The sequence below is a fragment of the Rhodococcus sp. 06-462-5 genome (assembly GCF_002258315.1).
GTDB lineage: Bacteria > Actinomycetota > Actinomycetes > Mycobacteriales > Mycobacteriaceae > Rhodococcoides.
On record NZ_NOYD01000046.1, the window covers coordinates 25,746 to 43,398 of the forward strand.

The window sequence follows — 17,653 nt, forward strand, 5'->3', positions numbered from 1 at the left end:
TCAGGGGCTGTGGATCTCGACCGGCTCTTCGATGCCTCGCTGCCACGGGTCCAGCATCGAGCCGTCGGCCTCCGCGCGCTTGACATAGTCGGACGTGTGCTGCCGAAGCTCATTCAATCCGATGGACTACACGCAGAGAGAGTGGGACTTGTGCCCACCGGAGCTGTGGGGAGGACGTCCCCGCGGGGACGTCTTCGGCGATACAGTCCGGGCATGGACGTTGTGCGCGCGATGCCATTGCTCACGGTCACCGATCTCGATGCGGCGCTGGACAAGTACGTCCAGGTCACCGGCATGGAGGTGGTGATGAATCACGGTTGGATCGCCACGCTCGCGCCGTCGGGTGACAGTGCGGCGCAGCTGAGCCTGATCGCCACCGATCCCACCGGACCGGTCAACCCGTCGGCGTCGATCGAAGTGGACGACGTGGACGCGGCGTACCGGGCAGCGATGGACGCCGAACTCGAGATCGTCTACGAGATCACCAACGAGGAGTGGGGCGTACGCCGATTCTTCTTTCGCGACTCCGACGGCAACGTGGTGAACGTGCTCTCGCACATGTGAGATCAGGCGGGGTACAACAAGTCGCCACGCCGGACGCCACGAAGAGTGCGGGTGGCCACGGTGAACCAGGCGGCGAGCAGTAGGAGGTACAGGGCAACGGCCAGAACCTGCACCGCACCGAAATTCAGCGCATGTCCCAGGGCACTCGCCCCGGTGACGCACGTGCCGACGGGAAAGGCGAACGACCACCACGTCAGCGAGAACCCCAGGTTCCTGCGCGCCGCGTGCACGGTGAGAGCCGTCGCGAGCGCGAACATCAGCACACCGAATCCGCCCATGATCAACCCGTAGGCGATGCCGAAAACGTGGAGTCCGACGGCGATCGACGATTGTGTACCGGTGAACACCATCGATGCGTCGGTGCCGAGCAGGTTCGCCGCCGTGATCGACTGACCGATGAGTCCCAGGGTGATCCACACGGTCGGAGCCGCGTCGACGGGCGGCAGACCGCCGTGCAGCAGACGCCCGTAGATCAGAGTCAGCGTGATCATCCCGACGATCAGCGACAGCCCGAACATCGCGTAGCAGGCGCACAGCAACGCCAGCCGCCATTGGCCATCGGGTAGGTGCGGAAGCAGCAACGCCCCGGTCGAGGCCGAGACCATCGGCGGCACCACCGGCATCAGCCACGCGGGCAGGGCTGAAACGTCGCGACGATCGGACGCGGTGATCATGCGATACGGAACGACGACGCTGGTGAGCAGACCGGCGATCGTCCCGGTGATCCACAGGCCGGCGAACAGCGTGGTGGCCGCGGTGGATCCGAGCAGGTCCGCTCCGAGGAGGCCTGCGCCCGCGCCGACGGTGAGCAGTGCCATCGGCGGAGCCCCGTAGAACTGCACCATCACCGGGTGCCGGGCATAGGTGACAGCTCGGTCGCGGTGCCCGATCCAGTGCATCGCGAAGGCCGCACCGATCACGATGAGCGCCGCAGTTGCGCAGACCCAGACGGCGACCGCGAACACGTGCAGAGCCGGAAACTGCACCGGCAACGTGGCGGCCGCGGTGGCCACGATGCCGGTCCCCATCACCGCGGCGAACCAGTTGGGGGTGATGTGCTCGAAGGGCTGGCGGCGCACCACGCGGGTAGGAGCTGTCATGGTCATGTCTTCAGCCTGCGGGGTGCCGTGCCCGCTCGGTAGACAGCGGTTCGACACTCAGTCATAACCCAGAGTTATGGCTGCGTCTTCGCCGCCACGGTGAGCAACTCCGCGGCCGGTCCACTCGGCGCGCGGCCGGACGGCCAGATCGCCCGCAGTTCACGATGCAGTGTCAGTCCTGGAATCGGTACGCGGACCAGGGTCCCGGCAGTCAACTCGGGAGCGACGGCCAGTGAGCTCAGCACGGCTCCGCCGATTCCTGCCCCGACCGCGGACTTGATCGCCGTCGTCGAGGAGACCTCGAGGAGCGGCGAGGCCGGTTGCCCGAGACCCGCTGCCGCCAATGCGCTTTCGTAGGCCGAGCGCGTCCCCGACCCGGCCTCCCGCGTCACCAGTGCAGTGCCGACGATCTCGGTGGCCGACGGCGCAGTGGCGGCCCACGAGTGGTCCGGTGCCACCACCAGCACCAGTTCGTCGGTGGCAACGGTCCGGTGGTCCAGAGCTGCAGGGACACTGGGGCTTTCGATGAAACCGAGGTCGGCGGTGCCCGCGAGAACCTTCTCGGCAACCACCGTCGAGTTACCAGAACTCAGCGTCGGAACGATGTGCGGGACAAGTGTGTGCAGCGTGACCAGCCAGCGCGGCAGAAGATACTCTGCGACAGTCTGACTCGCGGCGATCTGCACATGGCCGATGCGTTCGGCGTGCAACGTGGCGATGGCCGTCGCCAAGTCCTCGGCGGACCGAACGACCGGCGCAGCCCAACTGGCGACGAGCTCACCGAGTTCGGTCAGTACCGTTCCGCGGGCGCCCCGTGTCAGCAATGGCGCTCCGACGCGGCGTTCGAGGGCACGGATGCGCGCACTGGCCGCCGGTTGCGACATGCCGTGGGCTCTGCCGGCTCGCCCGATGCTGCCGAGCTCGGCCACCGACAGCAGCAGATCGATGCTGGTGAGATCGGCAACGTGAGGGGGAAGTGGCACGAGGCGAGCCTACGGCGGGGCGAGTCAGTACTCGCTGAACAGGTCCAACTCGCCGTCGGGCTCGGTGATGTCCGCGGACTCGATCGCATCTTCCGTGTCTTCGGGATCGTCAGGCTCACTGCGCTCGTGCAGCACCGAACCCACCAGGGCGGTGACGTCGATCGCGGCGGGATCGGGGATGGGATGTCCCTCGACGAAGGCGAGCCGTTCGGCCGACAGGTAGGCCAGGCGCACGGCCTGGACCACGAGTACGCGTCGCAGCCCCTCGGAGACCTCACCGCGTTCGCGAGTGACCGCAGCCAATCGCGATATTGTCTCGGCGCGCCGGGCGATGCGTATGTCGGGGTGCCCGCGCTCGCGGCGGGTCTGCTCGGAGATCAGCGACCGACGCAGCGACGCGGGGAGTGCGATGGGCTCCGAGACCGGCGGAATCTTCTCGTTGAGGATCGCCTTGTGCCGCGACTTGTCGATGGCCTCGAGGTACGCCGTGTACTCGTGAGCATTCAGATCGCGCTCGGCCGCGCGGAATCGTTCTGCGCCGTCGGACTTCTTGAGATCCTCGTACTGCCACAGCGGCCAGATCTCGATCTCCGCGACCTCGAAGACGTCGAGTACCCGCATCGCGACGGCGTCGGTTCGCTGGTTGGTCAGATGACGCTGCACCCGAACGCTGAGCTTCTCCTTGGTCTGCCCCACGTAGATCGGCTCACCGTCGTAGTCGTAGAACGCATACACGCCCCATTTGGCCGCCGACCACACCCGGCCCTGATCGTCCCTCTCGCTCAGTACTTCTCGCAGAGCCGTGCGAAAGGACTGCACATCGTCCGCGGGAAGAGTGCTCTTGCGCGGCGCGACGGCAGACGACCGCAGCGAGGACTTACCGTGACTTGACATGCGCCGCAGCTGTAGTCGATGAATGCATCGTCCCGTTGACCAGTGGCATCAGGTAGTGCTCGGCGAGCCACGTGACCACGGGAACGCACACTGCATCACCGAAACCGAAGAGCGCCTGGTTGTTTCGGAGGCCGTCGAGTGTGTACTCGCCGGCACCCATCAGGCGTGCGTACTCGAGCGGCGTCATCCAGCGCACCTGCAACCGGCCGTTGCCCATCTTCACCACCGCCTGCTTCGACGAACCGCCGCGGGCGGTACGAAGGCAGCCGGAGATGTCGTCGGGCCGAGCCTCCCAGACGGCGACGCCGTTGCGGGTGCGACGGTAGGCGGTGCGGTAGCTGACCTTGCGGGCCTTCTTCAGAATCTCGATGCGCTGCAGCTGAATCGGCGACAACGACTGCACGAACGCCGCGGTACGGGCTGCGTCCCACCACCGCTCGTCGCGGTAGTCCATGCGCTCGACCACATCACCGAGGCCACTGGTCAACGGAATCGGCGGACTCGGCAACGGAGCCCGGTGGGTCAGCAACGTCGAATCGCCGTACACCGCCTGCAACCAATCCGGCCGCAGCTCACTGTTGGGATCGCGGGCATCCTCCGGGGGATTCTGCGCACCGATCAGGAAAAGGCGTGGACGTGACTGCGGAACGAAGCGTCGAGCATCGATGGTGAGTACATCCACCGAATAGCCGAGCTCGTTGAGTTCCCGGACCGCTGCGGCCAGATCGTCGCCGCCGTGACTGGTGGCCAGCCCGACGACGTTCTCGAGCGCAACCACCTCGGGTCGGGCATCACCGAGCTCGCTCAACACCCGCGTGAAATGCCGGAACGTCGAGGAGTTCTTACCTGCGAGACCAGCCCGGCCGCCGGCCAACGACAAGTCGGTGCACGGAAACGACGCCCACGCCAACGACAAATCCTCGGGCAGATCGTCTCCTCGAGTGCGAGCGACGTCACCGAGTTGAAAATGGCCGGCATCGTCACCGAAGTGCTGGCGATACATGTGGTGCTTGTCGCGCTCGATGTCGTTGGCCCACGAGACCTCGAAACCGGCCTGCTCCAAGCCCATTCGCACCAAGCCGATACCGGCGAAGAACTCCGCGACGGTGTGGATCCGGCCGAGCGCAGATGCCGAGGATCCACCCGGCACCACAGTCAACTTCGGCATGGACTCAGGCTAGTACAGCGCCCCGACAAGGTTGTGCCTACTGCCGGCTCACGCAGTGGTCGCCAGCGCCGCAGCCAAGCCGAATGCCACCGCCAGTAGGCAGACGTGCGCGGCCGCTCGCCCCACCGAGTGCTCCACCGTCGATCGGTGTGCGGCGACGGTCGGCAACCACGTCCCACGGATCCGGTGAGCCAACGCGACCAGGATCACCGTGGCGAGAACCTTGGCGAGAACGATTCGGCCGTAACCGGTCTCGACCACCGCCGTGAGGCTGTCGAGCTTCAGGACCGCGTCCAACACCCCGGTGGTGGCCACCCCGACGACGCACCAGAACGCGACTCGCGAATAGACCGGCAATACCGTCGCCCACGCCGATTTGCTCCGCAGACTCAGCGCCATCGCACCCAGTACACCGAGCCACACCGACGCGCACAGCACATGCACCGCAACGGCGAAGGATCCGAACGCGAACTGCGACATGTGTCCGGTTATCGGCCGAGCGACCAGCGCAAGGGACGCCAGCACGATCACCGGAGTGGGAGACCAGCTCGCCCCCGACCGATACCCGGCCACCCCGATGGCGCACAGAGCGAGCGCCAGGATCACCGTCGCCGAACCCAGACGGCCCACGGAGATCGAGGTGGCGAACGTGGTGAAAGCGCTCGGCGACAACGTCAGTGGCGTACGCCCGGCCGAATCCGACGCCGCGGCGGCCAGCAGAACGAACTCGGCCACCGCCCACAGTCCTGCCAGATAGCCGATCGCGCGCCACATCACCAGCGGGTCGACCGCGGGGCGTCGGGACTCGGAATTGGCGTCCAGGACAGCGAGAACTCCGAACCCCAACACCACCGAACCCGACGCCACCGCGATCACCCGTAGCCACGACGACCCACCGGGAAAGGTGGGGTACGCCAGCGCGAACGCCGCCGCGACCCCCAGCAACGCCGCAGCTGCGGCGGCGAGCACCAACCGAACGCTTCTCTCGCCCACCGCAGCCACGTCGGTACTACTTCTGGGTCTTCGGCTTACGCAGGGCGAACCCCAACGCGCCCGCGAAGGCCAGAACCGCGATCACGATCAACACGATGTGTCCGTAGCCGCCGAGGAATCCGCCATCGGACTCCTCCGAGGTGCCCGACGCGTCGGCCGGTGCCCCGGGAGTGCCGGAACCCTCCTGCGTCAGCGTGAATGTCGCGGTACCGCTCACGGGATGGCCGTCGGCCGAGGTGATGCGATACGCGAGGGTGTACTCGCCGATCGGTCCCAGTTCACCGACGTCGACGACGACGCTCTGGCCCTCGATGCGTGCGTCGCCCTTCGACCAGATGTTGCCGTCGGGCCCGACGACGTTGAGCGTGGCGAACTGCGACTGCGGCACCTCGTTGAACGACACCGACGCCGTCGCCGGAGACGAGTCCAGGGAGGAGCCGTCGGCCGGGCTGTACCCGGTGACCTGCGAATGCGCCGAGGCGATCGGTGCGGCGATCAACAGCACCAGCAGTGCTGCGGCCGAGACGAGCAGTGCCTTCGTGGACACGACGAGCGATCTCACGAGCGCCGCGCCCGGATGGTCGCGCCGATGCCCAGACCTGCACCGACGGCCCCCAGTACGAGTCCGACGCCGGCGAGCCAGCGGGCGGTGTTGTCGGAGGACGACGCCTCCGACGACGCCTCCGCTGTTGCGGTGGTCTCGGTGTGGGCGCTGCCGTGCGCATCACCGCCGGCCGCGGCGAGAGTCAGAGTGGGAGCGGGCAATTCGGGCTCGCTACCGTCCTCGGTCATCGGCTCGTCCCAGTTCACGACCTCACCGTCGGTGTAGGTCTGGGTGGCCGGGAACGAGACGCTCTCCTGCTCGGGCAGCGGGCCCGCGGAGAGCAGGAACTGCTGGAACTGGCCCGGGCCGACCTCGGAACCGGGGTTCGCCGTCCACGTCACCGACACCGCCAGATCGGCCGAGTCCTTCTCGACGGTGGACGTCCAGCCCGGGATGGGCTGCGTACGAGCCGAATTGAGGCCGGGCAGGGTCACCTTGACCGAGCTGGTCGAGGCGGTGTCGGACTCGGTGGGAACGCGGAACGTCAGCACCGAATAGCCGCCCTGTGCGGCGTCGGGAGCGGAGACGACGACGTGCGCGGACGCGGCGCCTGCGCCGATCAGCAACGCGCCGACGGTGGCTCCTGAGACGAACAGGGCACGGGAAAGAGAGCTCTTCATGGGTTGGGTCATTTCTGTGCAGAGATGTGCGGAAAGGGATGTCGGTCAGTAGATCGACACCGGGGGCCCGCGACGAGAGATGACCCAGTCCAGGGCAGTGCCGTCCACCGACGGAACCGCAACGGACATGGAGACGCGACCGACGGCGGAACCGTCGGGCAGGGGAGTGAGGAGGGCGAGAACCGCTCGGACGATGGAGGTGATCGGGCCGTAGAGGCGCTCGGCCGCGGCGATCGTGAATCCGGCGACGACCGAGGCGGCCGCGTGGAAGACGATCATGGCTGTGCTGGGAAGCAGGGAGTGTGCGTGCATCTGAGCTGCGCTACCGAGGCTCAGCGCGATGTGGGCGACGAGTTGGCCGGTGAGCAGAGCCGGGAGCAGCAGAACGGTCGAACGCCTGGGCAGGGCCGTCATGGCACCGATACCGATACCGACGACGATCAGCAGGGCCAGGGCGGAACCGTCGGGCCAATCGCCGCCGGCCATGCCGTGTGCGGCCACCGCGAGCGCCGCGGTGACGATACCGACAGCTCCGCCGCGAAGCGGGGCGGCAGAGCTGTCGGTCATCGGTAGTTCAGGAGTCAGCGCACGCCGAGACGGGCGAGCAGATCGGCCTCGATGCCGTCGAGCTCTGCGGAGATCGCGGCGTGTGCGGTCTTGCGGCGAGCGGGCGGCATCTGCTCGGACGCGCGGACAGCGGTGGTCAGGTCGTCCAGACGCTCGCTGATCGCGGCACCGAAGCTCTTGGTCTCGGGATCGGAGTGGCGCGCACCGATGGTGTTGAGCGACTTCTCGGCACCGGCGATGCGGGCGCTGAGCTTGCCGCCGTGGCCGGTGTACTCGCTGAGCTGATCGGGAGCGACACCGAGCTGCTGCGCCTTGCGGCTGTCGAGCTGCGCGCGTACGACGGTCGCACCGCGGTAGAGGATGGGAGCCAACACCGGAATCAGCAGCCGTGCGATGCCGAGGTACTTGCGGATCTGAGCCACACTCAGCGTTCCCTGCACCGCAGCCTTCTGCTGGGCCTTGAGAGCAGAGACCTGGGCCTTCTCGACGTTCTTCTGCGACTTCGCCTCCACCGCGCTGAGCTTGCGCTGCGCCTTGGCGATCGACTTCAACTGCTTGCGCTCGTTCTTCGCGCCCAGCTTCGCTTCGAGTGTTGCCTTGTGCTTGAGCGCTTTGGCCTCTGCCTTGCGAGTGGCTCGACCCTTACGCTTGCGGAACAAACCCATCGACAAGGCTCCTGACGTGTGCTGCTAGGCGGAAATGATGCGTTACCCCCACCCTAAGGCAGTCGATGGTCGCGGGCTGTCGGAGGGCTGACCTAGTGTCTAGCAGTGTGAACGGTCAACGAGAAGCAGCGCCCGTGTTGCTCGACGCCGGATCGTTGACGCGGTGCAGGCATCGGCTCTATCTCGACACCGCGTACGGATCGTTGCTGCGCGGTGAACCCGAGAACCCTGGGGTACGCCAGCGCAGGGAAGCCGCTCAGGCTCACCGCGAGAACGTCCGCGCGCAGCTGGCCGTGGACGATTCGATGCTGTGGACCGAGATCGACGAACCCACTGCCCGCGACGCAGCCGACGCCACCGTTGCCGCCTGTCGGGCCGGAGTGGAACGCATCTGGAACGCGGTACTGCCCCTCGAACGCGACACCGGCCGCCGCGGTCGCAGCGAACTGCTCGTCCGCGACGCGTCCGGCGGATACATCCCGGTGATCGTGGTCAACCACAAGGTCACCGACCCCGGCCGCGGCGCGCGCACGACCCCGCTCGACCACTGGTCTCCGGCGATCGACGAGACCCGCAAGGTGCGCAGTCAGCTACGCGACCAGCTCCGGCTCGCTCACCTGTATCGCATGCTGGCGCACGAGGGCCTGAACACGGCAACACCCGTCGGCGGCGCAGTGGGCTACAAGGGCGAATGCATGCTGGTGCACGATCTCACCACGGTCCTCGATGAATACGACACCCGCTTCGCAGACCGGCTCTCGGTTGCCCAGGGCGCCGCGTTCACCGTTCCCTCTCAGGTCAGTGAATGTCGTTCGTGTTCGTGGTGGTTCGACTGCAAGCCTCAACTCGAGGCCGTTCGCGACGTCTCGTTGGTCGCGTCGGGCTCTCGCGCCGATGTGCTGCGCAGCGCAGGCGTGCGCACCATCGACGAGCTGGCGCAGTGGACCGGCCCGGCACCGGAGGAATGGCCCTTCGGGAACTTCGACGACGCCGTGTCCGCAGCACTGGCCTGGCGAGCCGACGTGCCGTTGCTGCGGCGCTCGGAGACCGTGACGGTCCACCGCGCCGACGTCGAGGTCGACGTGGACATGGAGAGCTACCAGGAACACGGCGCATACCTGTGGGGCACGCTGCTCACCGAGGCAGGCGGCCCGCCGCCGACGTATCGCGGCTTCGTCACCTGGGACCCGCTGCCGACCGTCGACGAGGGCCGCTCGTTCGCGGTGTTCTGGACGTGGCTGATGGACACCAGGGCCGACGCTGCTGCTCGTGGAAAAACCTTTGCCGCGTACTGCTATTCGCGTCAGGCCGAGGACAAGTGGTTGCTCGACTCGGCCCGCCGTTTCGCGGACGTTCCCGGGGTGCCGACCGAGGCGCAGATCCACGAGTTCATCGACAGTGAGCAGTGGGTCGACATCTATCAGGCCGTCAGTGATCAGTTCATCTGCCCGAACGGCAAGGGCCTGAAGAAGATTGCGCCGGTGGCAGGATTCGCGTGGCGTGACGACGAAGCCGGCGGCGAGGCGTCCATGGGCTGGTATCGGGAAGCCGTCGGATACGACGCGGAGCCCGACCACACGCAACGCGAGCGACTGCTCGTCTACAACGAGGACGATGTTCTGGCGACGAAAGTGCTGCGCGAGTGGATGTCCGACCGTGCGGAGAAGGAGATCCCGACGGTGGCGGACCTGCGCGCTCGCGCGTGACCCCGCACCGATCGGCGGGGCCACGCGGAGTGGTCGGTGGTTACCGCGGTGCCATACGGATCGCGCCGTCCATGCGGATGGTCTCGCCGTTGAGGTAATCGTGCTCGGCGATCATCTGGACCAGCTGCGCGTACTCGGTGGGCTGCGCCAGACGCGAGGGGAACGGCACCGACGCCTCGAGGCCCTGACGGTATTCCTCGGTGACGCCGGCCAACATCGGAGTGTCGACGATGCCGGGGGCGATGGTGTTTACGCGGATGCCGACCTGCGCGAGGTCGCGAGCTGCGGTGATGGTCATCGCGTGCACGCCGCCCTTGGAGGCGGTGTAGGCGATCTGGCCGATCTGGCCCTCGAACGCCGCGACGGACGCGGTGTTGATGACGACGCCGCGCTGGCCTGCATCGTCGACGGTCGACTGCGACTGCATCCGGTTCGCGGCCAGTCGCATCACGTTGAACGTGCCGAGCAGGTTGATGGTGATGACGGTGCGGAACAGCTCGAGATCGTGCGGTCCCTTCTTGGACAGGATGCGCCCGGCCCAGCCCACGCCTGCACAGTTGACGACGATGCGCAGCGGCACACCGGATTCGACGATGGTGTCCAGTGCGGCCTCGACCTCGGCCTCGCTGGTGACGTCTGCGGGCAGCAGTGTCACCCCGGCCGGGACGCTGTCTCCGGCGCGCTCGATGGACTGCGGCAGATCGAGCCCGAACACGGTGACGCCTGCGGCGGCCAGACGTGCGGCCGTTGCGGCACCGAGGCCCGACGCTCCACCGGTGACAAGTGCTGCTGTTCCTGAAATCTCCACGTCGTACGATCCCCTTCGTTCACGGTGGCGGGCCGCGGCACAGGCAGCGACCTCGTAGTCGCTTGCACCATAACCGGCGGGACACCTCACCCACCCTCAGGCACCCTGGATGGGCCTACTTGATCCCGCTGCGCGCGAATCCGGCGATGAAGTACTTCTGGAAGAACAGGAACAGCAGTGCCATCGGCACGACGTTGATCAGCGCGAACGCCATCGTGGCACCGTAGTCGCTGTTCGCCTGGCCCTGCAGGTACAGCAGACCGATGGGCAGTGTGAACAGCTCGTTCTCTCGGAGTGCGATCAGTGGCCACGCGAAATCGTTCCACGATTGCAGCAGGCTCATGAAGGCGAGGACGGCGATCAGCGGTCCCGACAGGGGCAGTACGACGCGTCGGAAGATCTGCCAGTGCCCGGCACCGTCGAGGCGCGCCGCCTCGAGCAGCTCACGTGGAATGCCGAGCATGAACTGACGTGCGAGGAACAGCCCGAACGCCGACGCCGAACTCGGCAGGATCACCGCCCAGTACGTGCCGTACAGGCCGAGACCGACGACGATGCGGAACAGTGCCACCATGATCACCTGCACGGGCAGCACCAACGTGGCCAGCGCGATGAAGAACAGCGGCGTCGAGAACCGAAAACTCAAGTGCGCGAACGCATACCCGGCCAAAAGGCTCGTCGTCACGGTGATGATCGTGACCACGACGGCGATGGCGATAGAGTTGCCCAGCCATGTCGCGACCGGGAACGAGTCGAACACGCGGGTGACGTTCTCCCACGTCACCTGACGCGGCCACAACCGCAACTCGCCGCCGCCCAACAACTCGCCTCGAGTCGAGAACGCCACGGCCAGCATCCAATACAGCGGCGCGACGGTGATCAGCCCGATGACGGCGATGACCACCGTGCGCAGCACCAGTGCCCGGCGAGCGGACGCGTTCCTCGGCCCGCTCATTCGACCAGATCCTTCGTTCGGCTCGCGCGCCACTGCGCGGCGGCGAAGACGAGGGCGAACAGGAACAGCACCATGCCGATCGACGCGGCGTAGCCCTGATCGCGGGTGACGAAACCGGTCTCGTAGGCGTAGGTGACCAAAACCGATGTCGCCCCGCCCGGTCCGCCGCCGGTGAGAACGAAGACCAGATCGAACACCTGGAACGAGTAGATGACGTTGAGCACCAGCAGGAAGAACGACGTCGGACCCAGCAGCGGCACCGTCACGTTGCGGAAGCGTTGAAATGCGTTGGCACCGTCCAACCGGGCCGCCTCGTACAGATCCGGCCCCAGACCTTGAAGGCCGGCCAGGTAGATCAGCATGTTCAGCCCGGTGCGCCACCACACGGTGGCGATGACGATCGACGCGAAAGCCGGCCCCGGAGAGGACTGCCAGTCGATGGCGGGCAGACCGAGGAATCCGATCAAGTTGTTGAGCACACCCGAGTTCTGGTCGAACACCAGAATGCCGATCAGGCCGGTCGCCACGCCGGAGACGGCCATCGGCAGGATCACCAGCGAACGCCACAGCGGCCGGGCGGGCAGCGCGGAATTGAGCAGTACCGCCGCGATCAGACCGAACAGCATCGACAGCGGAGTGACCAGCGCGGTGAACAGCAGTGTATTGATCAGCGCCCGCCAGAACAGCGGATCCTCCACCAGGCGTGCGTAATTGGCCGCCCCGACGAACTCGCCTGCACCGAATCCGTCCGTCTGCTGCAGGCTGACGACGAACGCGGCGACGAGGGGAACGAGCACGAACACGGCCAACAAGGCATAGCTGGGGGCGAGAAACCCGGCGGCCGCGAACGCTTCTTTCCTGGCCCCGGCGCGCTTTGTCTTGGTTTTGAGCCCGGCCTTGGTTTCGTGCCCGGCCTCGGTGATCGGTGTGGCCGTCATGCCCCGGTGACCCCGGCGATGCCGCTCTGCAGCGCGGAGACGGTGGCGGCGGCATCCTGCGACCCCGCGAAGGCGAGATCGAGCTGCTCCTTCAGAACCGGGATGATCGCCGACATCGACGGGGATGCCACCTGAGCGGCATCCTGCGGCTGCACCGTGGTCGCCTGCGCGGCGAAGATCGGAGCCAGTTCCGATCGAACCTCGAACTCGAGGTCGGAGTTGAGCAGGTCGGTGCGCGTCGGCAGCAGCGAGGCGGCTCTGCAGAAGTTGCGCATCTGCTCCTGCTGGGTGACGAACTCGAGGAACGATGCCGCCAGCTCCGGCTGAGAGGTCTGCGACGTCGCCACCAGTGCGTTGCCGCCGAAGTCGCCGCCGCCCCGGCGATCTCGCGGCGCATAGGTGGCCGTCCAATCGAAACTGGCCGTGGCATCGGCGTCGGGCAATTGGAACGCACCTGACCACACCATGGCCACCGACTGCGAGAACCAGGCCTCGCTGGCGTAACTCGACGACGCGATGGTGTTGTTGGCCGGCACGTAGCCCTTCGAGAAGAAGGACGACGAGAATTCGACGGCCCGTCGAGCCTCGTCGGAGTCGATCAGTGGCGTCTTCTGGTCCTCGGCCAGGAAGGATCCGCCGGCCTGGAACAGCAGGCTGAGCCAGCGGGTGACACCGTTGCCCTGCCAGTTGTATGCCCACGGGTACTTGTCCGCCGGCAGCGAGGAACGCAGTCGATCGCCGATCGACGACAACTCGTCCCACGTCCAGGCGTCGTCCAGAGATGTCGGGACCGAGTCGATACCGGCCTGCGACAACAGGTTTCGGTTCACCAGAATCGCCGACGTGTCGGTGTGGTGCGGCAGACCGTAGGGAATTCCACCGTTCTGCACCGCAGCCCACGCCGTCGGCGTGAACTGATCACGCGTGTCGGACGCCAACAGCGGCGACAGATCCAGCAGTTGGCCACGGCCGGCATACGCGCCGAACGTGTAGTACGGCACGCGGAAGATGTCGGGTGGATTGCCCGCCTGGAGCTGGGCGTCGATGTTGGTGAACATCTGCTCGTACGGCACCGCGTTGAGGGTGATCGTCGACCCGGGATTGGCCCCCTCGAACGCGCTGATCGAGGCTCGGAAGCCGGCCAACTCGGCGTCGGTTCCCCAGGTGGTGAACGTCAGCGTGCCCTCGGCCTGTTGCGACGGGCCGGACTTGACGAAGCCGCACCCCGCCAGCAGCAGCGGCACTGCTGCGGCACCGGATCCGATCAGGAAGGATCGACGATCGAGAGGCATTGCGGGGCTCCGTTCATCGGCTGCCGGTGCGACAGACCAACTGGTCCGCCGCAGGGTAACCACGACGGTCTGCGCCCAAACCCGGCCGTCAGCTTCGGTTGCGTCCGGTGTCGTCGTACTCGACTCGGTGCGTACCGTCGCCCAGGTCGTCGAGCAGAATCGTCGCCGCCGCGGGGCGGCCAGGAGGCAGGAGCCGGACCGTCACCGCGCCTGCTTCGGCGGCATCGAGTGCGTTCGACGCGGCGGCCACGATGCGTTCTCGGGCGTCGTCGTCGAGTGCGTTCGGAGATCGGTCGTCGAGCAGCATCACCTCCACCCCGCGGGCCCGCGCGGACCTGGCGGCGCGAGCGAGGTCGGGCCGAACCAGACCGCGGGCGCGTAGGGTGTCGCGAAGTTCGGCTTCGAGCAGCCGACACGCGAGGACCTCTTCGTCGGTGGGATCGGGACCGTCGGCGATGCGCTGCAGCAACGGACGGGCCAACGCGTCGAGACTTGCCAGCCGAGCGTCGCGTTCCTCGAGCACTGCCGCCGCGGCAGCCTGGGACGCGATGCGCACCGTCGACTGCCTGCGCAACTCGAAAATTGCTGCGGCCAGCGGACGGATGGTGAACGCGAAGAACGTCGACATCAACAGCGGCGCGATGTTGATGGCGCTGAACGAAAGTCCGTAGAGAAATCCCTGACCCGTCACCTCTGCCCACCCGATGGCCACGGACATGGTCAGTGCCAGCCCGAGCCACGCGGCCAGGGTGCGACCGCGGACACACATGAAGGTGTAGATCACCAGTGGCATGCCCAGAGGCCACGTCTGCAGGCTCCCGGCAAGTGGTACCGGCACCACTGCGAAGACCAGCGCGGCTGCCACCGGGCCCGATACGGTCATCAGTGCGGTCGACCGCATGCTCGGTGGGTCACCCGGCGCTCTGAGCAACAGGATGACCGCGGCCGAGAGCACCAACACCGCTGCGTATTCGGGCCACACTGCGGACACCCCGGTCAGGGTCGTGGATGCACACACCAGGCACGCGAGGATGAAGAACCCGGCAACCCCATATGCTGCCGCCGACTTCATCGACAGCAGATCGCGAACGTCCTCGCCGTTCACAGCTTCCAGCCCAATCGCACGGTGGTGCCTGCGGCCGACGATTCGATTTCGGCCGATCCGCCGTCGAGCTGACGCATCCGGCCTTCGATGCTGACGGCGACGCCGAGTCGGTGGGGCGGCACCGAACGTCGATCGAAGCCGACGCCGTCGTCCTGCACGGTGACCTGCACCGTCGACGGAGCCAGCCGGGCGGTGACCGACCTTTTCGATGCCTGTGCGTGAATCAGACTGTTGCGCAGCGCTTCTGCCAGTGCGGCAGCGATGGCTCGTACTGTCTCTGCTGGGTATTGCTCCGCCCGCTCCCGCGCGTCGTCGTCCACGGTGAATTCGATCGACTCGTCGACTGTGGTTGCGGCAGAACGAAGCTGGGCCAAAGCCTCGTCGGCCGAGAACGTCTCGAAGACGGCACCGGTGGTCAGGTCATCGAGATGCATCAGAGCCGAGCGGGCCTGACGAGCCAGGCTGGACGTGCGCCCGTGGCGAGTCACGGCGAGCAGTGACGACATGACCTCGTCGTGGATCAGCGCATCGAACCGTTCACGCTCGACCTCGCGCGCGGTGGCCGCGGCGGCCCTGGCGGCGTCGTTCTGAGCCGAGAGGATGGTGGCGTCGAGAGTGCGTCCGGTGCGAACCGCGGCGAGTGTGGCGGCCACGAACACCGTGCAGAACATCATTGCGAAGAATATGTCCGCGACCACATTGCTGCGGGGGAACGGTTCTCGCACAGCCTGATTGGTCAACTGTACGATCACGACCGACGTGGTCATATGTGCGAACGCCGGAACGGGGTGCCACACCGTGGCAGCAGCAAGTGCCGCCAGGCCGGGAAATGCCGCGAGAAACGTTCCCCCCTGATCGAACGTCACGCCGTCCCAAGCAGTCCACCACAGCGCGGCCATGAACGGGAAGGCCAGCGCGGCGATGGAACCGGCCGTGCGGATGACTCCGATGCTGGGGTGAAAGGTGGAGGCCGCGAACGCGAAACCGGTGCCGAACACGACGGCCACCGCCGTCGGAGTCCACCATCCGGGAACGACGTCACCGGTGCGTGCGATATCGGGGATCAACAGCAGCAGGTACGCCCCATAGCCGACACCGACGAATCGGCCGATGATTCTGATCAGCCGGTCGGTCGAGTGGTGCGCAGCGTCGGTCGTGCTCACCTGCTGATCGTTGTTCATACACCCCTCCCGGGAGAGGAGTGTAATCCAAGGTCAGGCGCGTTCGGTGGTGGTCTGCTTCGCCGATTCCTGTGCTGCCCTGGTGCGGGAGCGTCGGACGAACACGGCGACGACGACGGCGGAGATCACGACAACCGCCGCGGCAGCGATGTACGGGGCCGCGGTGCCGGGCATCAGGCCCTCGAAGAACAGGACGGCACCGAAGACGAAGAACAGGATGGCCGCGCCGTACTGAATGATGCGTTCCGGCAGGTGCTTTCCGAGTACCGCGCCGACCACGATGGCCAGTGCATCGGCGGCGACCATGCCGACCGTCGAGCCGATCCACACACCGACCCAGTCGTTGTCGGCGGCGAGAGTGACGGTGGCCAGCATCGTCTTGTCGCCCAGCTCGGCGAGGAAGAACGCCGAGGCGATCGCGAGGAACGCAGATTTGGTGACCCGCGAGGCTTTCGCACCCTCGTCGTCGGACAGGGAGTCGCCGCGCAGGGTCCAGAGTCCGAAGATGACGAACGCGATGCCGCCGACGATGGAGATCAGCTCGGTGGGAATCGACACCCCGAGGAAGTGGCCGACCGCGACCGAGACCAGGTGCACGACGGTGGTGGCGACGGTGATGCCGCCGATGACGACGTACCACTTGTATCGCAGGGCGAACGTCATGGCCATGAGCTGGGACTTGTCACCCAGCTCGGCGACGAAAATGACAGCGAAACTCAACAGTAATGCGGACAGCACAGAAGACTCCTCGGTCGTCGAACGGACCGAAGGTCTCGCCCACCGGAACTGGCCGGTTCAGGTGCCGGGTCGCTCTCCAGCAACCAGTATGTCGACACGTTGATTGGGGGCTACTCCCCTTCGCTGCAGACGACTTTAAGGCGATGTTCGCGAAATGTCCAATGCGCCAATAAGTTTGGGTTCCCGAAGATTCGTGTGCGGGGAGCGGTCAGGAGGCGAGGAGCATTGCCAAAACTGCGGTGTCGGGATCGCTGATGGGATCGAGCCCCACCCGGCTGACCATCGAGGTCACGGTGCCGTCGGACTCCGCCTCCACCCAGGCCGCCCGATGGTCGAGCCCGAGGTGCGGAAGGCCGGGGAGCAGAACGCAGCCGGACGCCGCGCCAGCACACTCGGGGAGTGTCGGTGTCGTCTCCGACGGCGGATGCAGCATCAGCAATGCAGCGGGTTGGTGCGCGGCGAACCGTCCGGGAGCCAACGCGAAATCTCCGATCACCGGACCCTCGGCGACGACCAAGCCGACCGTCCCCGGCGAGGGATCGTCGGGCAATTCCTCACGCACCCCGAACACCGTCGACGTCGCCAACAGGCCCGGCATCGAGGCCACCCGCACGGCGAGGGCCAGAAATTGTGCCCATTCCTTGGTGGTGTCCGGCCAGCGGCCGGAGATCACGAATCCGCGTAGCAGACCGGCGGCGTGAAAGGGCGAGACACCGATGAGATCTCGATCGTCCATTGCGCATTCCTCCCAGACAGGTACAGGGCTCGAAGC

Annotated in this window: 19 protein-coding genes; 2 read left to right on the top strand and 17 right to left on the bottom strand. The window is 66.6% G+C overall.

Annotated elements, in window-relative coordinates; genetic code table 11:
- Positions 1 to 213: 213 nt before the first annotated feature.
- Positions 214 to 564, top strand: a complete 351-nt coding sequence (locus CH251_RS20035) for a VOC family protein (RefSeq protein WP_179273489.1) — start codon at positions 214 to 216, stop codon at positions 562 to 564.
- Positions 565 to 566: 2 nt separating this feature from the next.
- On the opposite strand, the gene CH251_RS20040 is transcribed toward CH251_RS20035, so the two are convergent.
- The 9 genes from CH251_RS20040 to CH251_RS20080 all read right to left on the bottom strand — a co-directional run bounded on the left by CH251_RS20040 (position 567) and on the right by CH251_RS20080 (position 8,158).
- Positions 567 to 1,670 (bottom strand): TDT family transporter, encoded by a 1,104-nt coding sequence (locus CH251_RS20040; protein ID WP_094614714.1) that lies wholly within the window; start codon positions 1,668 to 1,670, stop codon positions 567 to 569.
- 68 nt (positions 1,671 to 1,738) lie between these two features.
- Positions 1,739 to 2,647, bottom strand: coding sequence for a LysR family transcriptional regulator (locus tag CH251_RS20045; protein ID WP_094614715.1), 909 nt, complete (start codon positions 2,645 to 2,647; stop codon positions 1,739 to 1,741).
- 24 nt (positions 2,648 to 2,671) lie between these two features.
- Complete coding sequence (locus tag CH251_RS20050; RefSeq protein ID WP_143537863.1) at positions 2,672 to 3,541, bottom strand: GIY-YIG nuclease family protein; 870 nt, start codon at positions 3,539 to 3,541, stop codon at positions 2,672 to 2,674.
- Positions 3,525 to 4,709 carry a DNA cytosine methyltransferase gene (locus tag CH251_RS20055; RefSeq protein ID WP_256979197.1) on the bottom strand — a complete coding sequence of 395 codons (1,185 nt, stop codon included), beginning with the start codon at positions 4,707 to 4,709 and terminating at the stop codon, positions 3,525 to 3,527. Before CH251_RS20055 ends, CH251_RS20050 begins: the two co-directional genes overlap by 17 nt.
- 48 nt (positions 4,710 to 4,757) lie before the next feature.
- Positions 4,758 to 5,702, bottom strand: a complete 945-nt coding sequence (locus CH251_RS20060; RefSeq protein WP_256979198.1) for a copper resistance D family protein — start codon at positions 5,700 to 5,702, stop codon at positions 4,758 to 4,760.
- A gap of 16 nt (positions 5,703 to 5,718) precedes the next feature.
- Complete coding sequence (gene mprA / locus CH251_RS20065) at positions 5,719 to 6,264, bottom strand: MprA protease, GlyGly-CTERM protein-sorting domain-containing form (protein WP_094614716.1); 546 nt, start codon at positions 6,262 to 6,264, stop codon at positions 5,719 to 5,721.
- Positions 6,261 to 6,926 carry a YcnI family protein gene (locus CH251_RS20070; RefSeq protein WP_094614921.1) on the bottom strand — a complete coding sequence of 222 codons (666 nt, stop codon included), beginning with the start codon at positions 6,924 to 6,926 and terminating at the stop codon, positions 6,261 to 6,263. The genes mprA and CH251_RS20070 overlap by 4 nt, the downstream gene beginning before the upstream one ends.
- A gap of 45 nt (positions 6,927 to 6,971) precedes the next feature.
- Entirely contained in the window at positions 6,972 to 7,493 is a 522-nt protein-coding gene (locus tag CH251_RS20075) for a hypothetical protein (protein ID WP_094614717.1), read from the bottom strand.
- Between the two features lie 14 nt (positions 7,494 to 7,507).
- Entirely contained in the window at positions 7,508 to 8,158 is a 651-nt protein-coding gene (locus tag CH251_RS20080) for a DUF6474 family protein (protein ID WP_094614718.1), read from the bottom strand.
- 137 nt (positions 8,159 to 8,295) lie between these two features.
- Between CH251_RS20080 and CH251_RS20085 the strand changes: the two genes are divergently transcribed.
- Positions 8,296 to 9,864: a TM0106 family RecB-like putative nuclease gene (locus CH251_RS20085; protein ID WP_094614922.1), complete on the top strand. Its 1,569-nt coding sequence runs from the start codon at positions 8,296 to 8,298 to the stop codon at positions 9,862 to 9,864.
- 40 nt (positions 9,865 to 9,904) lie between these two features.
- Here the strand turns inward: CH251_RS20085 and CH251_RS20090 are convergent, their stop codons facing one another.
- The 8 genes from CH251_RS20090 to CH251_RS20125 all read right to left on the bottom strand — a co-directional run bounded on the left by CH251_RS20090 (position 9,905) and on the right by CH251_RS20125 (position 17,617).
- On the bottom strand, positions 9,905 to 10,672 hold the full coding sequence (locus CH251_RS20090; protein ID WP_094614719.1) for an SDR family NAD(P)-dependent oxidoreductase: 768 nt from the start codon (positions 10,670 to 10,672) through the stop codon (positions 9,905 to 9,907).
- 115 nt (positions 10,673 to 10,787) lie between these two features.
- Positions 10,788 to 11,627: a carbohydrate ABC transporter permease gene (locus tag CH251_RS20095; RefSeq protein WP_094614720.1), complete on the bottom strand. Its 840-nt coding sequence runs from the start codon at positions 11,625 to 11,627 to the stop codon at positions 10,788 to 10,790.
- On the bottom strand, positions 11,624 to 12,565 hold the full coding sequence (locus CH251_RS20100) for a carbohydrate ABC transporter permease (RefSeq protein WP_094614721.1): 942 nt from the start codon (positions 12,563 to 12,565) through the stop codon (positions 11,624 to 11,626). Before CH251_RS20100 ends, CH251_RS20095 begins: the two co-directional genes overlap by 4 nt.
- Positions 12,562 to 13,857, bottom strand: coding sequence for an ABC transporter substrate-binding protein (locus CH251_RS20105; protein ID WP_094614722.1), 1,296 nt, complete (start codon positions 13,855 to 13,857; stop codon positions 12,562 to 12,564). The genes CH251_RS20100 and CH251_RS20105 overlap by 4 nt, the downstream gene beginning before the upstream one ends.
- A gap of 88 nt (positions 13,858 to 13,945) precedes the next feature.
- A complete protein-coding gene (locus tag CH251_RS20110) occupies positions 13,946 to 14,962 on the bottom strand; it encodes a hypothetical protein (protein ID WP_256979199.1) in 1,017 nt (338 codons plus the stop codon).
- Entirely contained in the window at positions 14,959 to 16,143 is a 1,185-nt protein-coding gene (locus CH251_RS20115; RefSeq protein ID WP_094614724.1) for a sensor histidine kinase, read from the bottom strand. The genes CH251_RS20110 and CH251_RS20115 overlap by 4 nt, the downstream gene beginning before the upstream one ends.
- 33 nt (positions 16,144 to 16,176) lie before the next feature.
- Entirely contained in the window at positions 16,177 to 16,881 is a 705-nt protein-coding gene (locus tag CH251_RS20120; RefSeq protein WP_094614725.1) for a TMEM165/GDT1 family protein, read from the bottom strand.
- Positions 16,882 to 17,089: 208 nt separating this feature from the next.
- A complete protein-coding gene (locus CH251_RS20125; protein WP_094614726.1) occupies positions 17,090 to 17,617 on the bottom strand; it encodes a peptidase in 528 nt (175 codons plus the stop codon).
- Positions 17,618 to 17,653: the final 36 nt, after the last annotated feature.

What these genes read in the sequence shown, in the direction of transcription:
- CH251_RS20100 (WP_094614721.1), bottom strand. Translation starts at nt 12,565, where the DNA reads ATGACGGCCACACCGATCACCGAGGCCGGGCACGAAACCAAGGCCGGG.
- CH251_RS20080 (WP_094614718.1), bottom strand. Translation starts at nt 8,158, where the DNA reads ATGGGTTTGTTCCGCAAGCGTAAGGGTCGAGCCACTCGCAAGGCAGAG.
- CH251_RS20055 (WP_256979197.1), bottom strand. Translation starts at nt 4,709, where the DNA reads ATGCCGAAGTTGACTGTGGTGCCGGGTGGATCCTCGGCATCTGCGCTC.
- CH251_RS20105 (WP_094614722.1), bottom strand. Translation starts at nt 13,857, where the DNA reads ATGCCTCTCGATCGTCGATCCTTCCTGATCGGATCCGGTGCCGCAGCA.
- CH251_RS20115 (WP_094614724.1), bottom strand. Translation starts at nt 16,143, where the DNA reads ATGAACAACGATCAGCAGGTGAGCACGACCGACGCTGCGCACCACTCG.
- CH251_RS20035 (WP_179273489.1), top strand. Translation starts at nt 214, where the DNA reads ATGGACGTTGTGCGCGCGATGCCATTGCTCACGGTCACCGATCTCGAT.
- CH251_RS20070 (WP_094614921.1), bottom strand. Translation starts at nt 6,926, where the DNA reads ATGAAGAGCTCTCTTTCCCGTGCCCTGTTCGTCTCAGGAGCCACCGTC.
- CH251_RS20125 (WP_094614726.1), bottom strand. Translation starts at nt 17,617, where the DNA reads ATGGACGATCGAGATCTCATCGGTGTCTCGCCCTTTCACGCCGCCGGT.
- CH251_RS20050 (WP_143537863.1), bottom strand. Translation starts at nt 3,541, where the DNA reads ATGTCAAGTCACGGTAAGTCCTCGCTGCGGTCGTCTGCCGTCGCGCCG.
- CH251_RS20075 (WP_094614717.1), bottom strand. Translation starts at nt 7,493, where the DNA reads ATGACCGACAGCTCTGCCGCCCCGCTTCGCGGCGGAGCTGTCGGTATC.
- CH251_RS20095 (WP_094614720.1), bottom strand. Translation starts at nt 11,627, where the DNA reads ATGAGCGGGCCGAGGAACGCGTCCGCTCGCCGGGCACTGGTGCTGCGC.
- CH251_RS20040 (WP_094614714.1), bottom strand. Translation starts at nt 1,670, where the DNA reads ATGACCATGACAGCTCCTACCCGCGTGGTGCGCCGCCAGCCCTTCGAG.